Raw genomic sequence first — 18,983 nt, forward strand, 5'->3', positions numbered from 1 at the left:
GCCGGTGAGGAAGGTGCGGCCGGCCGGGGGTGGCGGCCCGGCGGGCGGGGCTACTGACCCGTCAGGTACTTCACCGTCAGGCCCGCGGTCCAGCCGCCGTCCACCGCCAGCTCGGCGCCCGTCATGTAGCCGGCGGCGTCCGAGAGGAGGAAGGCGATCGCGGCGGCGATCTCCTCGGGGACGCCGACGCGGCCCAACGGGGTGCCGGGGTAGTTGCCCTCGCCCGCGCGGATGCCGACGGGGGCGGTCATCGGGGTCAGCGTCATGCCGGGGTGGACGGAGTTCACGCGGATCCCCGCCTCGGCGAGCTCGACCGCGCCGATCTTCGACAGGCCGCGCACGCCCCACTTGGAGGCCCCGTACCCGGCGGTGAGGGCGAGGCCGGTCAGTCCGGCGGCGGAGGAGATGTTGACGATGGAGCCGCCGCCGTTCGCGCGCAGCAGCGGGACGGCGGTCTTGATGCCGATGAACACGCCGACCAGGTTGATCTCGACGACCTGGCGGAAGTGCTCGACGCTCTCGTGTTCCAGGAACTGGCCGGTGGCTATGCCCGCGTTGTTCACCAGGCCGTCGATGCGGCCGAACTCGGCGACCGCGTGGTCCAGCGCCGTCCGCCAGTCGGCCTCGCTGGTCACGTCGTGCCGCAGGAAGCGGGCGGCGTCGCCGAGCTTGGCGGCCGTCTCGGCGCCCTCCGCCTCCAGGATGTCGGTGATCAGCACCTTGCCGCCGCCGTCCACGACGGCCTGCGCGGCCGCGGCGCCCAGGCCGCGGGCCCCGCCGGTGATGACGACGACCTTGTCGCTGAGATCCACAACAGCCACGGTTCCCCACCTCTGACGCTCGATCGGACGGACCGCACCGGCTCCCGTATATGACTATTCGAAATAGTCGGTGCGCGCGTCAGTCTGCCAGAGCGGCCAGGGCCCGCGACACCCCCTGCTCCTTCGGCCCGAGGAACCGCGGGGCCGGCTTGAAGGCCGCGTCCAGCGCCGCCTTGCCGGCCGCGAAGACCTCGCGGGTCTCGCCGTAGTACCAGGTGGCGTCGTGCACGTCGGCGACCCCGACGCCGTACGAGTCCAGGCCCGCCGCCTGGCAGAGGGCGACGGCCCGGCGGATGTGGAAGCCCTGGGTGACCAGCACGGCCCGTTCGACCCCGAAGATCTTCTTGGCCCGCACGCAGGAGTCCCAGGTGTCGAAGCCGGCGTAGTCGCTGACGATCTGCGCGTCCGGCACCCCCTTCTTGGTGAGGTACGTGCGCATCGCGTTCGGCTCGTCGTACTCGGTGCGGCTGTTGTCCCCGGTGACCAGCACGACCTTGACCTTGCCGGTGCGGTACAGCTCGGCGGCGGCGTCGAGCCGGTCGGCCAGGTAGGGGGTGGGCCGGCTCCCCAACAGGCCCGCCCCGAACACCACGGCCACCTCGGAGGCCGGCGCGTCGGCCGTGGTCCGCAGCCGGTCGGCGGCCGCCGCGTGCATCCACGCCGAGGGCAGCAGCGCCAGCACGCAGCCCGCCATGACGGTCTGCACCGCCAGCCTCCGGGCCCGTACGGTGCGCAGCGCGGCCGCCGTCCGGCTCCACGTGACTCTCGGCAGGCGCGGTCCGCGCATCGTCCATCCCCTGGTGTCTCGACGACTGTTCCCCTGGTCAGGACGTCGCCGGGGGCCGCTTGGTTCGCCGGCCCTCCCCGACGAGGGCACACCCGACAGTCGCGCGGACGGTCCTGTGAGCACCCGGCAAAGACCCGTCACCCCCGCGCAACGCACCGGCAATGTCCGGCGCGCAGGATCGGTTCATGACGGAGCCGGTGCACCCTCCCGAGTTTCCCGCCCTCCCCTTCGACAGTACGGCCGAGCTCCTCGGCCGCATCACCCTCCAGCTGGGCACCCAGCTCAGCGGCCTGCGCCGACCCGGAGTCCGCCCATGCAGCCCACCCTCGTCGCCGTGGCCCACGGCAGTCGCGACCCGCGCGCCCTGCACACCGCCCTCGCCCTCCTCGAACGGGTCCGCGAGCTCCGTCCCCGGCTCGACGTCCGGCTCGGCCACATCGAGCTGAACGAGCCGCTGCTCGGCTCCGTCCTCGGGGAGCTGCGCGGTGCGGCGGTGCTCGTCCCGCTACTGCTCGGCCGGGGGTACCACGTCAAGCGCGACCTCCCCGCGGCCGCCGCCCGGGCCGCGCACCTGCGCACCCGCATCGCCGCCCCGCTGGGGCCGCATCCGCTGCTCGTCGAGGCCCTGTACGAACGCCTCGTGGAGGCCGGCTGGAGCGCCGACACGGCCGTCGTGCTCGCCGCCGCCGGTTCCCGCGACCCCGATGCGGCGGCCGACACCCGCCGCACCGCGGGTCTGCTCGCCGAGCGCCTCGGCGGTGTCCCGGTGGTCCCGGCCTACGCCTCCGCCGCCGCGCCGAGCGCCCCCGAGGCGGTCCGTGCGCTGGCCGCCCGCGGCCACCACCGGATCGCCGTGGCCTCGTACTTCGCCTCTCCCGGCCGGTTCGCCGCGCAGACCGCCGCGGCGGCGCCCGCGCTCGCCGCCGCCCCGCTGGGCGACCACCCGGCCCTGGCCCGCCTGTTGTTGCACCGCTACGACGAGGCCCGGGCGCACCCCGCCCGGCCCGTGCGGCCGGAACTCGTCTCCGCCTGATCCCGGTTTGTCAGTCATTCCGGTTACCGTCTCTTCCATGGAAGGCACCGCGCACGCCCCCGCAGACGACCACGACGACCTCTACGACGCAGCCGACACCGAGCGCTGGGCCGCCGAGCCCGACAAACGGCCCGGCCGGACCGCCTTCCAGCGCGACCGCGCCCGTGTGCTGCACTCCGCCGCGCTGCGCCGCCTCGCCGGGAAGACCCAGGTCGTCACACCGGGCACCCGCTCGTACGACTGGGACGCGAGTCCCCGTACCCGCCTCACCCACTCCCTGGAGTGCGCCCAGGTCGGGCGGGAGCTCGGCGCCGCGCTCGGCTGCGACCCCGACCTGGTCGAAGCCGCGTGCCTCTCCCACGACATGGGCCACCCGCCCTTCGGCCACAACGGCGAGGAGGCGCTCAACGAGTTCGCCAAGGACTGCGGGGGCTTCGAGGGCAACGCCCAGTCGCTGCGCCTGCTGACCCGGCTGGAGCCCAAGCGGTTCGTGCCCGATCCGGCGAGCGGCGAGCTCGTCAGCGTCGGCCTCAACCTCACCCGGGCCTGCCTGGACGCCGCCACCAAGTACCCGTGGGCCCGCGGGGACCACCCCACCGACCCCGGCTCGGTGAAGTTCGGGGCGTACGAGGACGACCTGCCGGTCTTCGCCTGGCTGCGCCGCGGCGCGCCCGCGGACCGCAAGTGCTTCGAGGCGCAGGTCATGGACTGGGCGGACGACGTCGCGTACTCCGTCCACGACTTCGAGGACGGCCTGCACGCCGGCCACCTCGACCCCAACCTCCTCTTCGCCGAGCCCGAGCGCACCGCGATCTGGCGGGTCGCCATCGGCCGCTACGTGCCCGCCGACACCGAGCCGGAGGAGCTGCGGGCCGCCCTGGACCGATTGATGGAGGAGGAGTGGTGGCCGCACGGGTACGACGGTTCGGCCGTCGCCCAGGCCCGGCTGAAGGACGCGACGAGCCAGCTGATCGGCCGGTTCTGCCTGGCCGCCGAGGGCGCCACGCGGGAGGCGTACGGTTCCGGCCGCCTCACCCGGTACGGTGCCGAGCTGGTGGTCCCGCGCGAGGCGCGCAACGAGTGCGCGGTGCTCAAGGCGGTCGCCGACCTGTACGTCATGCAGCGCGACGAGCAGGAGCGGATCCGCGCCGACCAGCGCATCGTCCTGGCCGAACTCGCGGAGGCGCTCAGCGCCCGGGCCCCCGAGGGGCTGGACCCGCAGTTCCGGGCGATCTTCGACGCCGCCCCGGACGACAGGGCGAGGAAACGGGCGGTCATCGACCAGATCGCGTGTCTGACCGACGCAGCCGCCCGTTCCCTGCACGCACGTCTCACGCGGCGCACCCGACGCGCCGATGGGTGAGCCGATCGCGCCACTCCCCCTTCACGCGGCAGGCTCAGTGCGGGACGCTCGCATGTGGTCGCATGTGGCGGAGAGGTTATGAGGAGGCATCAGGTGGTCGACGCACACCGGACGTTCGTCATCGTCGGCGCAGGGCTCGCCGGGGCAAAGGCGGCCGAAGCGCTGAGGTCCGAGGGGTTCACGGGGCGGGTGATCCTGATCGGCGACGAGCGCGACCATCCGTACGAGCGGCCCCCGCTCTCCAAGGGCTACCTGATGGGCAAGGAGGACCGCGAGAGCGTCTTCGTCCACGAGCCGTCCTGGTACGCGGCCTCCGACATCGAGCTGCACCTCGGCCAGCCGGCGGTCCAGCTCGACCGGGACGCCAAGAAGGTGGTCCTCGGCGACGGCACGGCCCTGCACTACGACAAGCTGCTGCTGGCCACCGGCGCCGAACCGCGCCGCCTGGACATCCCCGGCACGGGTCTCGCCGGGGTGCACCACCTGCGGCGCCTCGCGCACGCCGAACGGCTGAAGGGGGTCCTCGCCGGGCTCGGCCGGGACAACGGCCACCTGCTCATCGCGGGTGCCGGATGGATCGGCCTGGAGGTCGCCGCCGCGGCCCGCGGGTACGGCGCGGAGGTCACCGTCGTCGAGCCGGAGGCCACGCCGCTGCACGCGGTGCTCGGCCCGGAGATCGGCCGGCTCTTCGGCGACCTGCACTCCGATCACGGGGTGCGCTTCCACTTCGGGGCGCGGCTGACCGAGATCGTGGGGCACGACGGCATGGTGTTGGCCGCCCGCACGGACGACGGGGAGGAGCACCCGGCGCACGCGGTGCTCGCCGCGATCGGGGCCGCGCCGCGGACCGCGCTCGCCGAGACCTCCGGGCTGGCCCTGGTCGACCGGGAGCACGGCGGCGGGATCGCCGTGGACGAGTCCCTGCGCACCTCCGACCCGGACGTCTACGCGGTCGGGGACGTGGCCGCCGCCCACCACCCGGTGCTCGGGACCCGGCTGCGGGTCGAGCACTGGGCCAACGCGCTGAACGGCGGCCCGGCCGCCGCGCGGGCGATGCTGGGCCGGGAGGTCAGCTACGACCGGGTGCCGTACTTCTTCTCGGACCAGTACGACGTGGGTCTGGAGTACTCGGGGTACGCGCCGCCCGGCGGCTACGACCAGGTGCTGATCCGCGGGGACGCGGGCAAGCGGGAGTTCATCGCCTTCTGGCTCTCCGAGGGGCGGGTGCTGGCCGGGATGAACGTGAACGTGTGGGACGTCACCGACCAGATCCAGGCCCTGATCAGGTCGAAGACGCCGGTGGACCGCGAGGCCCTCGCGGATCCGTCCGTTCCGCTTGAGTCGCTGGTCACGGCGGAGGGTGCCTGACAGGTTTGCCGGCGCCCGGCCGTAGACTTCACGGGTGGCTGGACGGATCAATGACGACGACGTGAAGGCGGTACGGGACGCGGTCCCGATCGACGCCGTCGTCTCCGAATACCTCCAGCTGCGCAACGCGGGCGGCGGCAACCTCAAGGGCCTGTGCCCCTTCCACGACGAGAAGTCCCCGTCCTTCCAGGTCAGTCCCAGCAAGGGCCTGTACCACTGCTTCGGCTGCCAGGCGGGCGGGGACACCCTCGACTTCGTCATGAAGATCGACCACCTCTCCTTCTCGGAGGCGGTCGAGCGCCTGGCCGGCCTGGCCGGCATCACCCTGCGGTACGAGGAGGGCGGCTACACCTCCGGCACCAGCGGCCGCGGTGACCGCATCCGGCTGGTCGAGGCACACAAGGCCGCCGCCCAGTTCTACGTCGACCAGCTCGGCAGCCCCGAGGCGGAGATCGGCCGCAAGTTCCTGGCCGAGCGCGGCTTCGACCAGGCCGCGGCCACCCACTTCAGCGTGGGCTACAGCCCGGCCGGCTGGGACCACCTGACCCGCTTCCTGCGCGGCAAGGGCTTCACCGACAAGGAACTGATCACCTCCGGGCTCTCCCAGGACAGCCGCAGCGGCAAGCCCATCGACCGCTTCCGCGGCCGGCTGATGTGGCCGATCCGCGACATCAGCGGCGAGGTCGTCGGCTTCGGCGCGCGCAAGCTGCGCGACGACGACAACGGCCCCAAGTACCTGAACACCCCCGAGACGGCGATCTACAAGAAGTCCCAGGTGCTCTACGGCATCGACCTGGCCAAGAAGGAGATCGCGAAGACCTCCCGGGCGGTCGTGGTCGAGGGCTACACCGACGTGATGGCCTGCCACCTCGCCGGCGTCACCACCGCCATCGCCACCTGCGGCACCGCCTTCGGCGGGGACCACATCAAGATCCTGCGCCGGCTGCTCATGGACAACGCGACCGCCGAGGTGATCTTCACCTTCGACGGCGACGCGGCGGGCCAGAAGGCGGCGCTGCGCGCCTTCGAGGACGACCAGAAGTTCGCCGCCGAGACCTCCATCACCATCGCCCCGGGCGGGATGGACCCCTGTGACCTGCGGCTCGCCCAGGGCGATGCGGCCGTCTCGGGTCTGGTGGAGTCCCGCACCCCGCTGTTCGAGTTCGCGCTGCGGCACATCGTCTCCCGGCACAACCTGGAGAACCCGGCGGGCCGCGCCGCCGCGCTGGCCGAGGCCGCGCCGGTCGTCGCGAGCATCAAGGACCTCTCGATCCAGCACGAGTCGGCGGTCCAGCTCGCGGGGATGCTGGGCATCCTCGACGAGCAGTTCGTCGTCAAGCGGGTCGCGCAGCTGGCGCGGTGGGCGCGCGAACGCGGCAACCAGCCGCAGCAGCAGGGCCGGGGCCGCCCCCAGGAACCGGCCCCCGCCGCGCCGTCGCCGGTCGGCGGCGGACCCGCGCTGAACCTGCGCAGCCCCGCCCACCGCACCGAGCGGGAGCTGCTCAAGCTGGCGCTCCAGCGGCCCGCGCTGGTCTCCCCCGCGTTCGACGCGTACGGGATCGACGAGTTCACCGCCCCGCCCTACGCCGCGGTCCGCCAGGCCATCCAGGACGCGGGCGGCGCCTCGCACGCCGCCGACGACTACCTGGCCCGCGTCCGCGAAGCCGCCCCGAACGACACCGTCCGCGCGATGGTCACGGAGCTGGCGGTGGAGGCCATCCACGCCAAGACGGTGGACGAGGTCTACGCCGGCGTGCAGCTGGTCCAGGTCCGCCTGCGCGCCGTCGACAGACGGGTCCTGGAGATCCAGGGCGCCATGACCCGCCTGAGCCCACAGGCCCCGCCGGAGCAGCACGCGGCGGTCCAGGAGGAGCTGTGGGTGCTCCAGCAGTACGGCCAGCGCCTGCGCAACCGCGGCGCCGAAGGCCTCTGACCGCCGCTAGGGCCTGTCTTTCGGATCATGCCGGGCTCGCGGCCGGCCTGATCCAAAAGACAGGCCCTAGGCCGTCTCCGTCGCGGACGCGCCCCGGCGCCTGAACCAGTCGCCGCCCGGTATCTCGGTCCCCGATTCCCGCAGGTCGCGGGCGAGCAGCGGGGCCGCCAGGTAGACCCAGGCCCGGACCGGGCTGCCGTCGGGGCGCAGGGCCCGGCGGGCGATCCTGTCGTAGACGTTCCCCGGGCGGTCCGGGCCCCCGTACTCCTCGAGCACGTCCAGCGCGGCCAGCAGCTCCCCGTACGCCCCCGGCGCCGCCGTGATCAGCTCGCCGACGACGGCCGAGCCGGTCCGGTGCACCGCGTACGGGTATCCGGGGCCGTCGTAGAGCACCGCGTCCGGGAGGGTGGCGGGCTCCTCCGAGGCCGTGCGGCCGCGCAGGAACAGACCGTGGTTGACCTCGCCGGGACGCAGGGTCCCGTAGACGAAGAACGGGAGCGGGGCGGTCGGGTCTTGTGGCCGTTCGACCGATGTCACGGGGCCCTCCCTCGGGATAAGGCGCAGCGTCCGCCGGCCGGGCCGAAAGTCCCGACTTCCCTGCGCCCCACCACCGTACGCACCGCTGTTACACAACCTCCCGGTGCCCGTGACCCGCGCCGTCTAGCGTCGGCCTCCTCCCCCTCCCCCTCACGGTTCTGCGTCCATGACACCTTCGTCCCGCCGCCTGCTCGCCGCCCTCCTGTGCGCCTGCGCACTCGCCGCCGGCGGCTGCACCGCGCCCGGCGGCGGGCTCGGGCCCGGCACGCCCGCGCCGCCCGTGTCCCCCCAGCCGCACCCCGAACCGCTGTGGCCGGCCTGGGCCGCGGCGCCCGGCGCCGCGGTGGGCCGGCAGGAACCTCCGCCGGTGCCGCTGAAGAACGCCCCCGAGGTGGGGCCCGACGGGCTCCTCGGAGTGGACGCCACGGAGGTCGCGCGCGTCGACCCGCGGATGCGCCCGTACCTCGGCAAGACCTCCCTCCGGGAGCCGGGCCGGGCCGGCGTCCGGCCGCCCGTCCACCGGGACCTGACGGGGGACGGACGGCCGGAGCTGATCGTCGCCGCCGACACCGCCACCGGCCGCTCGGCGCTGAGCGTCTACTCGGTGGTCGGCGGCCGGATCGTCTCCGTGCTGTTCACCATGGGCCGCCAGCTCTCGGCCGAGACCATCGGCACCGACCTGCTGGTCCGCATCGCCGCCGACGACGGCTCCGAACAGGCCGTCCGCTACCACTGGGACGGCGAGCGGATGACCGTGATCGACGACGAGCGGACCTTCCGCAGGTCCGGCCCGCGCTGCGGCCCCGGGGAGACCCCGGCGTCCGCCGCTCCGCCCGGCTGCTCCGCCACGGACGGGCGGCTCGCCCCGTGAGCCCCGCGAGCCCTGTCAGCCCCGAAGGTCCCGTCAGTCCCGTCAATCCCCTGAGTCCGGTGAGTCCCGTGCGCGCCTTCCTGACCCGCTGCCGGCGCCTCCCGCGGGCCCTCGGGCTGCGCTGGAAGATCGCCGTCCTGCTCGCCGTCGGCTGCTCGCTCGTCGCCGTCACCATCGGGATCCTGATCCACGGGGCACGCGCCCGCCAGATCGGTGACGCGGCCCGCGCGAGCGCCACCGCCCAGCTGATCGGCGTACGGAGGGTGTACGAGCTGACGGGCCGGCTCGACCCCGACAAGGTCGGCGAGGCCGACGCCCGGATCGACTGCCCGCACCTGCCCGCCCCGCTGCGCGCGGAGGCCCTCGCCGGGCAGCGCACCACCTACCTCGACATGTCCGGCCCCGACCCGGTTGTCTGGGCCGCCCGGCCGCTCGGCGGCGAGCACGTGCTGTCCGTACGCCTGTCGCTGGCCGACGACCGCGCCGAGCTCGCCGAACTGGACCGGCAGCTGGTGGCGTACGGGGTCTCGGTCGTGGCGCTCGCCGCGATGGGCGGGGCGCTGCTGGCCAGCCGGCTGAGCCGGGACCTGCGGACGGCGGCGGAGACGGCCCGCCGGATCAGCGCGGGCGAGCTGGACGCGCGCATCGGCCCGCCGGGGGTGCCGGGGGCGCGGGACGAGGTCGCCGAACTGTCCTCGGCGGTCGACACGATGGCGGCCAGTCTGCAGCAGCGGCTGGAGGCGGAGCAGCGGTTCACCGCGGACGTGGCGCACGAGCTGCGGACCCCGCTGACGGGGCTGCACACCGCTGCCGAACTGCTGCCTCCGGGACGGCCGACGGAGCTGGTCCGTGACCGGGTCGCGGCGCTGCGGACCCTGACCGAGGACCTGCTGGAGGTGGCCCGGCTCGACGCGAACCGGGAGGAGCCGCAGTGGGAGGCCCGCCGGCTGGGGCCCCTGGTGGAGTCGATCACGCGGCGGTCCGGGGTGGTCGCCGAGGTCTTCGGCGCGCAGGGGCCGGACCTCGTGCGCACCGACGTGCGGCGGCTGGAGCGGATCCTGGCGAACCTGCTGGTCAACGCCGGTCGGCACGGCGGTGGACCGGTCACGGTGACGGTGTCGGGGACGACGGTGACGGTCCGGGACCAGGGGCCCGGTTTCCCGGCGAAGCTGCTGTGCGAGGGACCGCAGCGGTTCCTGACCGGCGCACCCGAACGCGGTCAGGGCACGGGGCTGGGCCTGACCATCGCCCTCGGGCAGGCGCAGGTCATCGGCGCCCGGGTCACCCTCGCGAACCCGCCGCCCTCGGGTGCCTCGGCGACGGTCGCGCTCCCACCGGCCTGACCGCGCCCGCTCGGGACGGGAGTCACCCGGACGGCGCGGACCGCGCGGACGGCCCGGATGGCCGCACGAGCGGCCTTGACCTGCGGATACGGTGCGCGCGTGGACCGCGTACGGGCACACCTGACGGGACATCAGCAGGCGGGCGGCGGGCGGGCCGGGTTATCTCGGAAGCACGACCCCGTGTCTTCAGGAGAATCCCCATGCGCCGACGTACCGCACACGTGCTGACCGCGACCGCGCTGACCGCCGCCGCGTTCACCGGGCCGGTCGCCGGCGCGGTCGCCGCCGTGGACCTGGGCATGGTGGGCTTCGCGCCCGGGGACTTCGCCCGGCTGGAGGTGTGGCCCAAGTCCGCCGCTCCCGCCGCCACCGTGACCGTGAACACCACCGCCTGCGGGTCCGGCAGCCACGCCGAGGGCGATGCCACCACGGTCGGCGGCGGCCGGTTCAAGCTGGTCCCGGGCACCCACAAGGAGGTGGTCGTGGGGCAGTTCCAGGTGGCCCACGGCACCCGGCCCGGCACCTACGGCATCGGCGCGACCTGCGCGAACGGCAAGTTCGCCACCGGAGACCTGGTCGTCACCGAACGCGGCCCGCAGGGCCACGTCAACACCGGGGTGGGCGGTGGGACGACCACCACCACCGACCCCGCCAAGATCGCGGTGGGAGCTGCCGTACTGGCCGCTGCCGCCGTCGGCGGTACCTGGCTCCTGCGTCGCCGGGCGAGCGGCACGCGGAGCTGACGGACGCCCACCGCGGCTCCGGCCGCGGTCCGACCGGTACCGTCCCCCGTCGCCCGCCCCGCGAGGTCCCCCCCGTTCGCGGGGCCGGGCGACGGCCAGTCACCCCGAAACGGAAGCCGAGGGGGTACGCATGGGAGGCGAACTCGGTGGTGTCCGGGGCACCGACCGGCAGCCTTGGCCCCCGTCCGGCGACCGCCCCGGATCAGCCGCGCGCCCCCCGTCCCGGGGTGTCCGCCCGACCGCCCGTCACGGGGGACTCGTCGCGCTCGCCGCCTGCATCGGCATCTGGCTCGTCACCAGCGGCTCCCGGGAGCCGGTCGGACCGCCGCTGCCCTCCCCCGCCGAGGCCCTGACCGCCGCCGGCGTCCTGGGCCCGGGCATCGCCCCGCTCCCCGGCTCCCCTCCGGGCAGGATCCGGATCCCCTCCATCCGGGTCGACGCCCCGCTGACCGGGCTGGGTCTGGAGCGGGACGGCAGCCTCGAAGTGCCACCGCCGGACCGGCGCGACCTGGCCGGCTGGTACCGCGAGGGCACCACCCCGGGCGCCACCGGCACGGCCGTCATCGCCGGGCACGTGGACGACGCCGCCGGACCGGGGGTCTTCTACCACCTGGGCGCGCTGCGCCGGGGGGCCGCGATCGAGATCCCGCGCGCGGACGGCCGTACGGCGGTGTTCACGGTCCACGCGGTCGAGGTCTACGACGCCAAGGCCTTCCCGGACACCCGCGTGTACGGCCCTTCGGCGCGGGCCGAGCTGCGGGTGATCACCTGCGGGGGCGGCTTCTCGCCGCGCACCGGCTACCGCGGCAACGTGGTCGTCTTCGCGCACCTCACCGGGACGTACTGAGCGCTGGTCATCCCCACTGTTCGAAGCCGAGCTTGACCACGAGCGCGCCCACCACGGTGAGCAGGACGCCGCGGACGAAGCCGCTGCCCTTCTTGAGCGCCATGCGGGCCCCGATCATGCCGCCGGCCAGGTTGAAGACCGCCATGAGCGCGGCGAGCTGCCACAGCACCATGCCCTGGTAGGCGAACATCGCGAGCGCCCCCGCGTTGGTGCAGCAGTTGACGATCTTGGCGGTGGCGGACGCGGTGACCAGGTCGAGGTGGAGCAGCGCCGTGAGCGCGAGCACCAGGAAGGTGCCGGTGCCGGGCCCGATGAGGCCGTCGTAGAAGCCGATGCCGAGGCCCGCGAGCGCGATGGCGAGCAGCACCCGCTGCCGGCTGACGGGCGCGGTCGAGGGGGCGGTGCCGAAGCCCGGCTTGAAGATCACGACGCCCGCGACGATCACGAGCACGCCCATGATCAGCGGCCGGAGCGCGTCCTTGCTGATGCCGCCGGCGAGCGCGGCGCCGCCCATCGAGCCGGCGAGCGCGGCCAGGCCGATGCGGACGGCGAGCTTCACGTCCACCGGGGCCTTGCGGACGTAGGTGACCGCGGCGCCCGCCGTGCCGACGATGGCCACGGCCTTGTTGGTACCGAGGACGGTGGCGGGATGGGCGTTCGGCAGGCCGAGCAGGAGGGCGGGCAGGAGCAGCAGGCCGCCGCCGCCCACCACGGCGTCGATCCAGCCGGCCGCCGCCGCTGCCACGCACAGCACGATGATCATGGTCGTTGATATGTCAGGCACGACATGACCCTATGGAGCTGTCAGGTGCAGGGACCATCAATCCCCGGAAACTTGCGCAAAGGTTGAGCTTTGCCGGGCCGGCGCCCGGTCCGGAGCCACCGGAGCCGCCGGGTCCACCACGGCCGTGAGCACGCTCGCGGCCAGCACACTGGCCGCCCCCAGCCCCGCCGCCACGCGCCGCGGCGGCGGTACGGAGGCCAGCGCGGCCAGCCCGGCCCGCACCACGGAGGGCCGGCGCGGCTTGCGGTGCCGGGCCGTCGTCGCCGGGCCCCCGGAGCCGACGGGTACGGAGAGGGCGACGTGCAAGGGGTGACGCATGGGGCGGTGACTCCTCGGGGTAACGCGGGCAGCGGGAACGGGGCTCAGAAGCTGAAGCACTCGCAATGGATGCGTCCGGCCGGCACCCCGGCCCGCAGCAGCGCCGCCCGGGTCGCCTCGGCCATCCCCGGCGGCCCGCACAGGTACACGTCGTGCTCGGTCAGGTCCGGCACCAGCTCGGCCAGCGCCTGCGGCGCCAGCGGATCGTAGGCGGCGCCCGAAGGCCCCAGCAGGTAGTGCAGCCCGGCCTGCCGTTCGGCGGCGATGTTCTCCAGCTCGCCGCGCAGGACGAGGTGCTCCTCGGCCCCGGCCCGGTAGAGCAGGGTGATGTCCCCGGGACCGCCGGGCAGCGTCTCGAACAGGGCCCGCATCGGGGTGATCCCGACCCCGCCCGCGATCAGCAGCACCTTGGGCCGGGTCCGCCGGGCGGCGGTGAGCGCCCCGAACGGCCCGGTGGCCAGCACCCGCGTGCCGGGACGCAGCCGGCGGATCCGGCGCGAGTGGCCGCCGAGCCCCTTGACGGTGATCCGCAGGGCGTTCCCGCGGACCGGCGCGGACAGCGAGAACGGCAGGGCGGTGTGCCACAGCCGCCGCTGGAGGAACCGCCAGCGCAGGAACTGGCCCGGCTCCGCGCGCAGTTCCGCGAGGTGCTCCCCGTACATGACGACGGAGACCACCCCGGGCCCCTCCACCCGGACGTCCGCGACCCGCAGCGCGTGCCGCAGGGCCTGCCGTACGGGAACCACCGCGCGGTACCAGACCAGCAGGACGGCGACCACCGTGTGGGCGAGCGCCCAGAACCAGGCGGCCGCGGCGAGATCCGGGCCGGCCAACTGGTGGCCGAAGGCGAGAGCGGCGGCGAGGTAGACCAGCAGGTGCACCCCGCGCCAGGTTTCGTGCGACACCCGGCGGCGTACCGCCCGGGCGGAGGTCACGCCGACCGCGGCCAGGAGGACGGTCCCGGCCGCGGCGGCGGCGAGCGCGGGGTAGCCGAGCAGCTCCCGGACGGCGGAGACCACGTCGACACCCTCGTGCACGGCGTATCCGAGCAGGGCGAACAGCCCGTGCCCGAAGCAGAGGAGGAGCACGTACCGGCCGCCGAAGGCGTGCCAGCGGGCGAGCCGGTCGGCGCCGACCCCGTGCTCGACGGCGGGCACCCGGGCCATCAGGAACAGCAGCACGAGCACCCCGTAGCCGGCGAGCAGGCCGGTCAGGTGGGCGGCGGTGGCGAACAGCGCGTCGGGCCGGGCCGAGGGCCGCACCTGCGCCGCCCAGAGCAGGGTCACCACCCCCGCCCCGCCCAGCATCCCGCCCCTGACCCGCCCCACCGCATCTCGCATACGGAGCACGCTAAGGGCCCCGGCGGCGGCCTCGATGATCCTTAAGACGGCCTTGAGGAAGGCCTCACCGACCCTTAACCCGGGCGCTGAGGTCGGCGTTCCGTCCGGGTAACAGCGGCGATGCGGCGGGGAAACAGCGGCCGCGCACGCTCGTGCCATGACCTCGAACCAGCGTGTGGTGGTGATCGGCGGCGGCCTCGCGGGCCTGCGACTGGCCGCGCGGCTGCCCGGTGGGGCGGCGGTGACCGTCCTCGGCGAGGAGCCGCACGTCCCCTACAACCGGGTCCTTCTCGCGGAGGTCCTGGCCGGCCGCTACGCACCGGAGGTCACCGCCCTCCCCACGCCCGGCCCGGCACTGCGCCGGGGCGTCCGCGCGGTACGCATCGACCGCGCCGACCGGACCGTACGGTGCGACGACGGCACGGTGGCGGAGTACGACACGCTGGTCCTGGCCACGGGCTCCAACGCGGTGCTCCCGCCGCTGCGCGGGCTGTTCGAGCCCGAGGGGCGGGACCTCCCGGACGGGGTCCACGCGTTCCGCACGATGGACGACTGCCTGGCCCTCTCGGCGGCCGTACGCCCCGGGGCGCGGGCGGTGGTGATCGGCGGGGGCCTGCTGGGCGTCTCCGCGGCCCGTGCGCTCGCCGCGCGGGGGGCGGTGGTGGTCCTGGCCCAGCAGGGCGAGCGCCTGATGGAACGCCAACTGGACGCCGAAGCCTCCGCCCTGCTGGCCGCGCACCTGACCTCACTCGGCGTGGAGATCCACACGGAATGCCGGGTGCGCGGCCTGCGAATCCAGCCCCTCCGGCGTTTGAGGAGCGGGGGTCCGGGGGCGGCGCCCCCGGCAGCGGAGCCGCGCCCGGCCACGCGGGAAGGCACCCGCAAGGTCACCGGGGTCGAACTCGCCGACGGCTACCGCCTGGAGGCCGATCTCGTCGTGCTCGCCTGCGGCGTACGCCCCCGCACGGGCCTCGCCAAGGCCGCCGGCCTCGCCGTCCGCACCGGCATCGTGGTCGACGACCACCTCCGCACCAGCGACCCCCGCATCCACGCCATCGGCGACTGCGCCGAGCACGCCGGCCAGGTGTACGGCCTGGCGGGCCCGGCCCTGGAGCAGGCCGACGCCCTCGCCGCGGTCCTCACCGGAACCCCCGCCCGCTACACCGGCACCCGCGCCCTCACCCGCCTCACCCTCGGCGGAGCCGAGAACGGATCCCTGGACCTCGCCGCCTTCGGCGAGACCACCCCCCGCCCCGGCGACGACGTGGTCCGCCTCGCCGACGCCACCCGCCGGACCTACCGCAAGGTCGTCGTCCGCGACGACCGGCTCGTCGGCGGGGTACTGCTCGGCGAGCTCTCCACCGTGGGCGCCCTCGCCCGCACCTGGGAGGGCGGCGAGTCCCCGCACGACCTGTTCCACCTGCTCACCGACGACGGAGGCCACTGAGATGACCGAGCCCCTGCCCACGATCGTGCTCATCGGGCACGGCATGGTCGGCCAGCGCTACCTCGAAGCGCTCGCCGAGCGCGGGGTCACCGCCACGCACCGGATCACCGTGCTCTGCGAGGAGCCCCGGCCCGCCTACGACCGCGTGCACCTGACCTCGTACTTCTCCGGCAGCACCGCCGAGGACCTGTCCATGACCCCCGCCGGGTTCATGGCGGAGCACGGCATCGCCCTCCACCTCGGCGACCCCGCCGAGCACATCGACCGGGCCGCCCGCACCGTCACCTCCCGCTCGGGGCGGGTCTACCCGTACGACACCCTGGTCCTGGCCACCGGCAGCTACCCCTTCGTGCCGCCCGTGCCCGGCAAGGACGCCCCCGGCTGCTTCGTCTACCGCACGATCGAGGACCTCCTCGCGATCGAGGAGTACGCGAGCACCCGGACCAGCGGCGCGGTCGTCGGCGGCGGACTGCTCGGGCTGGAGGCCGCCGGCGCCCTCCAGGGGCTCGGCCTCACCACCCGCATCGTCGAGTTCGCCCCGCGCCTGATGCCCGTCCAGGTCGACGAGGGCGGCGGCGCGGCCCTGCTGCGCACCATCGAGTCCATGGGGCTGACCGTCCACACCGGGGTCGGCACCCAGGAGGTGGTGACGGGCGAGGACGGCCACGTCAGCGGCATGCGACTGTCCGACGGCTCCACCGTCGACACCGACCTCGTCGTCTTCTCCGCGGGCGTCCGCCCCCGCGACCAACTGGCCCGCGACGCCGGGCTGGACGTCGGCGAGCGCGGCGGCATCGCGGTCGACGCCCGCTGCCGCACCTCCGATCCGCACGTCTACGCCATCGGCGAGTGCGCCCTCGCCGTCGACGGCCGGGTCTACGGGCTGGTCGCCCCCGGCTACGAGATGGCCGAGACGGCCGCCGAGGACCTGCTGGGCCGCGAGAAGGAGTTCACCGGGGCCGACCTCTCCACCAAGCTCAAACTGCTCGGCGTGGACGTGGCCTCCTTCGGCGACGCCCACGGCAACGCCCCCGGCAGCCTCGACGTCGTCTGGTCGGACTCCCGTTCCGGCGTCTACAAGAAGCTGGTCGTCTCCCCCGACGGGGTCCTGCTCGGCGGTGTCCTGGTCGGTGACGCCGACGCGTACGGCCTGCTGCGCCCGCTCACCGGCAGCGTCCCGCCCGTCGCCCCCGAGCAGCTGGTGCTGCCCGCCGGGGTGGGCGCGCCTGTCGCGCTCGGCCCGTCCTCGCTCCCCGACCACGCCGTGATCTGCTCCTGCCACAACGTCACGAAGAAGGCCATCGCCGCCTGCGCCACCCTCGCCGAGGTCAAGAAGTGCACCAAGGCGGGCACCGGCTGCGGCAGTTGCGTCAAGGTGATCGGCCAGCTGCTGCCGGCCGCCGCCGACAAGGGGCTGTGCGGCTGCTTCCCGTACACCCGCTCCGAGCTGTACGAGATCGTCCGCACCCGGCGGCTGGCCTCGTACGAGCAGCTCCTCGACGGCCACGGCCGCCCGGAGGCCCGCGGCGGCGACGGCTGCGAGGTCTGCAAGCCCACCGTCGGCTCGATCATCGCCTCGCTCGCCCCCACCCTCGGCGCCAGCGGCTACGTCCTGGACGGGGAGCAGGCCGCCCTCCAGGACACCAACGACCACTTCCTGGCGAACATGCAGCGCAACGGCTCGTACTCGGTCGTCCCGCGCATCCCGGGCGGTGAGATCACCCCCGACAAGCTGATCGTGATCGGCGAGGTGGCCCGCGACTTCGGCCTCTACACGAAGATCACCGGCGGACAGCGGATCGACCTCTTCGGCGCGAGCGTGGACCAGCTCCCGCGGATCTGGGCCCGGCTCGTCGACGCCGGCTTCGAGTCCGGGCACGCGTACGGGAAGGCCCTGCGGACGGTGAAGTCCTGCGTGGGGCAGACCTGGTGCCGCTACGGGGTCCAGGACAGCGTCAGGATGGCCATCGACCTGGAGCTGCGCTACCGGGGGCTGCGCGCCCCGCACAAGCTGAAGTCGGCGGTGTCCGGCTGCGCCCGCGAGTGCGCGGAGGCACAGAGCAAGGACTTCGGGGTCATCGCGACGGCGAGTGGCTGGAACCTGTACGTCGGCGGCAACGGCGGGGCCACCCCGCGCCACGCCGACCTCCTGGCCCAGGACCTGTCGGACGCGGAACTGGTCCGGCTGATCGACCGGTTCCTGATGTTCTACATCCGCACCGCCGACCGGCTGGAGCGGACCTCCACCTGGCTGGAGCGGCTGGAGGGGGGCCTGGCGCACCTGCGGGACGTCGTCGTGCACGACTCGCTCGGGCTCTGCGCGGAGCTGGAGTCCCTGATGGCCGACCACGTGGCGCACTACCGGGACGAGTGGGCCGAGACGCTCCAGGACCCGGAGCGGCTGCGCCGGTTCGTGTCCTTCGTGAACGCGCCCGGAGCCCCCGACCCGACCGTGCGGTTCGTCCCCGAGCGCGACCAGGTCAAGCCCGACCTGGCCGTCCTGACCATAGGAGGTGCCGTCCGATGACCGTGGAACTGCAAGTGGCGCAGGGCTGGCTGACGGTGTGCGAACTGTCCTCGCTGGTCCCCGGGCGCGGGGTCGCGGCCCTGCTGCCCGACGGGAGCCAGGCCGCGGTGTTCGTCGACCGCGCGGGGCGCCCGTACGCGATCGGCAACCAGGACCCCTTCACCGGGGCGCACGTGCTCTCGCGCGGGCTGGTGGGGGCCGTGGCGGGCCGGCCGTTCGTGGCCTCGCCGCTGCTGAAGCAGCGCTTCGACCTGGAGTCGGGGCGCTGCCTGGACGACGAGGAGGTGGCGGTCCGGACCTATCCGGTGCGGACCGCCGCGACCTCGTGACCTCGTGGCCTCACGGATCTCGGTGCGGGACGGTCAGCCCTGGTCCTGGACCATGGCCGGGTCCATCCACATGATCTCCCAGGTGTGGCCGTCGAGGTCGTCGAAGGCGCGGCCGTACATGACGCCGTGGTCCTGGGCGGGGCGGGGTTCGGTGGCGCCGGCCGCCAGGGCCCCGTCCACCAGCTCGTCGACGGCGGTGCGGCTGGGGGCGCTCAGACAGAGCAGCACCTCGGAGGTCTTCGTCGCGTCCGCGATCTCCTTGTGGGTGAAGTCCTTGTAGCGGTCCTCGGTCAGGAGCATCGCGACGATGGTGTCGCTGATGACCATCGAGGCGCAGTTCTCGTCGGTGAACTGGGCGTTGAAGGTGTAGCCCAGCTTGCCCCAGAAGGTCTTGCTGGACTCCAGGTCCTTGACCGGCAGGTTGACGAAGATCATGGTGGCGGACATCGGGGTCCCTCTTCTCTCGGGTGCGGTGCTCGGTGCGTGCCGCTCGGTGCTTTCGGGAGGTAGACCGCGGGGCCGCGAGGAACTCATCGCTCCCCGCGAAGTTTTTTTGAACGTCGAGCGGTCGCTCGTGCGTCATGAGGAGTTG

Annotated in this window: 18 protein-coding genes; 11 read left to right on the top strand and 7 right to left on the bottom strand. The window is 74.1% G+C overall.

What is annotated here, in order from left to right:
* Window positions 1-50: 50 nt before the first annotated feature.
* The gene (locus AB0D29_RS06920) at window positions 51-821 is read right to left on the bottom strand and encodes a glucose 1-dehydrogenase (protein WP_362852533.1); all 771 of its coding nucleotides are present in this window, start codon (window positions 819-821) and stop codon (window positions 51-53) included.
* Window positions 822-900: 79 nt separating this feature from the next.
* Complete coding sequence (locus AB0D29_RS06925; RefSeq protein WP_362852805.1) at window positions 901-1,515, bottom strand: ElyC/SanA/YdcF family protein; 615 nt, start codon at window positions 1,513-1,515, stop codon at window positions 901-903.
* A gap of 406 nt (window positions 1,516-1,921) precedes the next feature.
* Between AB0D29_RS06925 and AB0D29_RS06930 the strand changes: the two genes are divergently transcribed.
* The 4 genes from AB0D29_RS06930 to dnaG all read left to right on the top strand — a co-directional run bounded on the left by AB0D29_RS06930 (window position 1,922) and on the right by dnaG (window position 7,305).
* Entirely contained in the window at window positions 1,922-2,641 is a 720-nt protein-coding gene (locus AB0D29_RS06930; protein ID WP_362852534.1) for a sirohydrochlorin chelatase, read from the top strand.
* A gap of 37 nt (window positions 2,642-2,678) precedes the next feature.
* Window positions 2,679-4,004, top strand: coding sequence for a deoxyguanosinetriphosphate triphosphohydrolase (locus AB0D29_RS06935; protein ID WP_362811788.1), 1,326 nt, complete (start codon window positions 2,679-2,681; stop codon window positions 4,002-4,004).
* A gap of 93 nt (window positions 4,005-4,097) precedes the next feature.
* A complete protein-coding gene (locus AB0D29_RS06940) occupies window positions 4,098-5,372 on the top strand; it encodes an FAD-dependent oxidoreductase (RefSeq protein WP_362852535.1) in 1,275 nt (424 codons plus the stop codon).
* A gap of 34 nt (window positions 5,373-5,406) precedes the next feature.
* The gene (gene dnaG, locus AB0D29_RS06945) at window positions 5,407-7,305 is read left to right on the top strand and encodes a DNA primase (RefSeq protein WP_362852536.1); all 1,899 of its coding nucleotides are present in this window, start codon (window positions 5,407-5,409) and stop codon (window positions 7,303-7,305) included.
* Window positions 7,306-7,371: 66 nt separating this feature from the next.
* Here the strand turns inward: dnaG and AB0D29_RS06950 are convergent, their stop codons facing one another.
* Window positions 7,372-7,842, bottom strand: coding sequence for a gamma-glutamylcyclotransferase family protein (locus AB0D29_RS06950; protein ID WP_362852537.1), 471 nt, complete (start codon window positions 7,840-7,842; stop codon window positions 7,372-7,374).
* A 166-nt stretch (window positions 7,843-8,008) separates the two neighbouring features.
* Here AB0D29_RS06950 and AB0D29_RS06955 point away from each other — a divergent pair, with 166 nt between their 5' ends.
* The 4 genes from AB0D29_RS06955 to AB0D29_RS06970 all read left to right on the top strand — a co-directional run bounded on the left by AB0D29_RS06955 (window position 8,009) and on the right by AB0D29_RS06970 (window position 11,646).
* The gene (locus AB0D29_RS06955; RefSeq protein ID WP_362852538.1) at window positions 8,009-8,713 is read left to right on the top strand and encodes a hypothetical protein; all 705 of its coding nucleotides are present in this window, start codon (window positions 8,009-8,011) and stop codon (window positions 8,711-8,713) included.
* A gap of 59 nt (window positions 8,714-8,772) precedes the next feature.
* Entirely contained in the window at window positions 8,773-10,056 is a 1,284-nt protein-coding gene (locus AB0D29_RS06960; protein WP_362852539.1) for a HAMP domain-containing sensor histidine kinase, read from the top strand.
* 200 nt (window positions 10,057-10,256) lie between these two features.
* On the top strand, window positions 10,257-10,799 hold the full coding sequence (locus AB0D29_RS06965) for a hypothetical protein (protein WP_234323523.1): 543 nt from the start codon (window positions 10,257-10,259) through the stop codon (window positions 10,797-10,799).
* Between the two features lie 130 nt (window positions 10,800-10,929).
* Entirely contained in the window at window positions 10,930-11,646 is a 717-nt protein-coding gene (locus AB0D29_RS06970) for a class F sortase (RefSeq protein WP_362852540.1), read from the top strand.
* Between the two features lie 7 nt (window positions 11,647-11,653).
* Here AB0D29_RS06970 and AB0D29_RS06975 read toward each other — a convergent pair whose 3' ends face one another.
* Genes AB0D29_RS06975 through AB0D29_RS06985 form a run of 3 tightly spaced genes read right to left on the bottom strand, consistent with a single transcriptional unit; the run spans window position 11,654 to window position 14,088 of the window.
* Window positions 11,654-12,430 (bottom strand): TSUP family transporter, encoded by a 777-nt coding sequence (locus AB0D29_RS06975; RefSeq protein WP_362852541.1) that lies wholly within the window; start codon window positions 12,428-12,430, stop codon window positions 11,654-11,656.
* A 36-nt stretch (window positions 12,431-12,466) separates the two neighbouring features.
* Entirely contained in the window at window positions 12,467-12,748 is a 282-nt protein-coding gene (locus tag AB0D29_RS06980) for a hypothetical protein (RefSeq protein WP_362852542.1), read from the bottom strand.
* A 44-nt stretch (window positions 12,749-12,792) separates the two neighbouring features.
* The gene (locus AB0D29_RS06985) at window positions 12,793-14,088 is read right to left on the bottom strand and encodes a ferredoxin reductase family protein (RefSeq protein ID WP_362852543.1); all 1,296 of its coding nucleotides are present in this window, start codon (window positions 14,086-14,088) and stop codon (window positions 12,793-12,795) included.
* A gap of 157 nt (window positions 14,089-14,245) precedes the next feature.
* Between AB0D29_RS06985 and AB0D29_RS06990 the strand changes: the two genes are divergently transcribed.
* The 3 genes from AB0D29_RS06990 to nirD are packed head-to-tail and all read left to right on the top strand — an operon-like array spanning window position 14,246 to window position 18,391.
* Window positions 14,246-15,535, top strand: a complete 1,290-nt coding sequence (locus AB0D29_RS06990) for an FAD-dependent oxidoreductase (protein ID WP_362852544.1) — start codon at window positions 14,246-14,248, stop codon at window positions 15,533-15,535.
* 1 nt (window position 15,536) lies between these two features.
* Complete coding sequence (nirB, locus tag AB0D29_RS06995) at window positions 15,537-18,062, top strand: nitrite reductase large subunit NirB (protein WP_362852545.1); 2,526 nt, start codon at window positions 15,537-15,539, stop codon at window positions 18,060-18,062.
* Window positions 18,059-18,391 (top strand): nitrite reductase small subunit NirD, encoded by a 333-nt coding sequence (nirD, locus tag AB0D29_RS07000; protein WP_030711012.1) that lies wholly within the window; start codon window positions 18,059-18,061, stop codon window positions 18,389-18,391. Before nirB ends, nirD begins: the two co-directional genes overlap by 4 nt.
* 33 nt (window positions 18,392-18,424) lie before the next feature.
* Here the strand turns inward: nirD and AB0D29_RS07005 are convergent, their stop codons facing one another.
* Complete coding sequence (locus AB0D29_RS07005; RefSeq protein WP_362852546.1) at window positions 18,425-18,838, bottom strand: VOC family protein; 414 nt, start codon at window positions 18,836-18,838, stop codon at window positions 18,425-18,427.
* Between the last annotated feature and the right edge of the window lie 145 nt (window positions 18,839-18,983).

The organism is Streptomyces sp. NPDC048424, assembly GCF_040651555.1.
In the GTDB taxonomy this organism is placed as follows: Bacteria; Actinomycetota; Actinomycetes; order Streptomycetales; family Streptomycetaceae; genus Streptomyces.

What these genes read in the sequence shown, in the direction of transcription:
- AB0D29_RS06925 (WP_362852805.1), bottom strand. Translation starts at nt 1,515, where the DNA reads ATGGCGGGCTGCGTGCTGGCGCTGCTGCCCTCGGCGTGGATGCACGCG.
- AB0D29_RS06930 (WP_362852534.1), top strand. Translation starts at nt 1,922, where the DNA reads ATGCAGCCCACCCTCGTCGCCGTGGCCCACGGCAGTCGCGACCCGCGC.
- AB0D29_RS06935 (WP_362811788.1), top strand. Translation starts at nt 2,679, where the DNA reads ATGGAAGGCACCGCGCACGCCCCCGCAGACGACCACGACGACCTCTAC.
- AB0D29_RS06955 (WP_362852538.1), top strand. Translation starts at nt 8,009, where the DNA reads ATGACACCTTCGTCCCGCCGCCTGCTCGCCGCCCTCCTGTGCGCCTGC.
- AB0D29_RS06965 (WP_234323523.1), top strand. Translation starts at nt 10,257, where the DNA reads ATGCGCCGACGTACCGCACACGTGCTGACCGCGACCGCGCTGACCGCC.
- AB0D29_RS06970 (WP_362852540.1), top strand. Translation starts at nt 10,930, where the DNA reads ATGGGAGGCGAACTCGGTGGTGTCCGGGGCACCGACCGGCAGCCTTGG.
- AB0D29_RS06980 (WP_362852542.1), bottom strand. Translation starts at nt 12,748, where the DNA reads ATGCGTCACCCCTTGCACGTCGCCCTCTCCGTACCCGTCGGCTCCGGG.
- AB0D29_RS06985 (WP_362852543.1), bottom strand. Translation starts at nt 14,088, where the DNA reads ATGCGAGATGCGGTGGGGCGGGTCAGGGGCGGGATGCTGGGCGGGGCG.
- AB0D29_RS06990 (WP_362852544.1), top strand. Translation starts at nt 14,246, where the DNA reads ATGACCTCGAACCAGCGTGTGGTGGTGATCGGCGGCGGCCTCGCGGGC.
- nirB (WP_362852545.1), top strand. Translation starts at nt 15,537, where the DNA reads ATGACCGAGCCCCTGCCCACGATCGTGCTCATCGGGCACGGCATGGTC.
- nirD (WP_030711012.1), top strand. Translation starts at nt 18,059, where the DNA reads ATGACCGTGGAACTGCAAGTGGCGCAGGGCTGGCTGACGGTGTGCGAA.
- AB0D29_RS07005 (WP_362852546.1), bottom strand. Translation starts at nt 18,838, where the DNA reads ATGTCCGCCACCATGATCTTCGTCAACCTGCCGGTCAAGGACCTGGAG.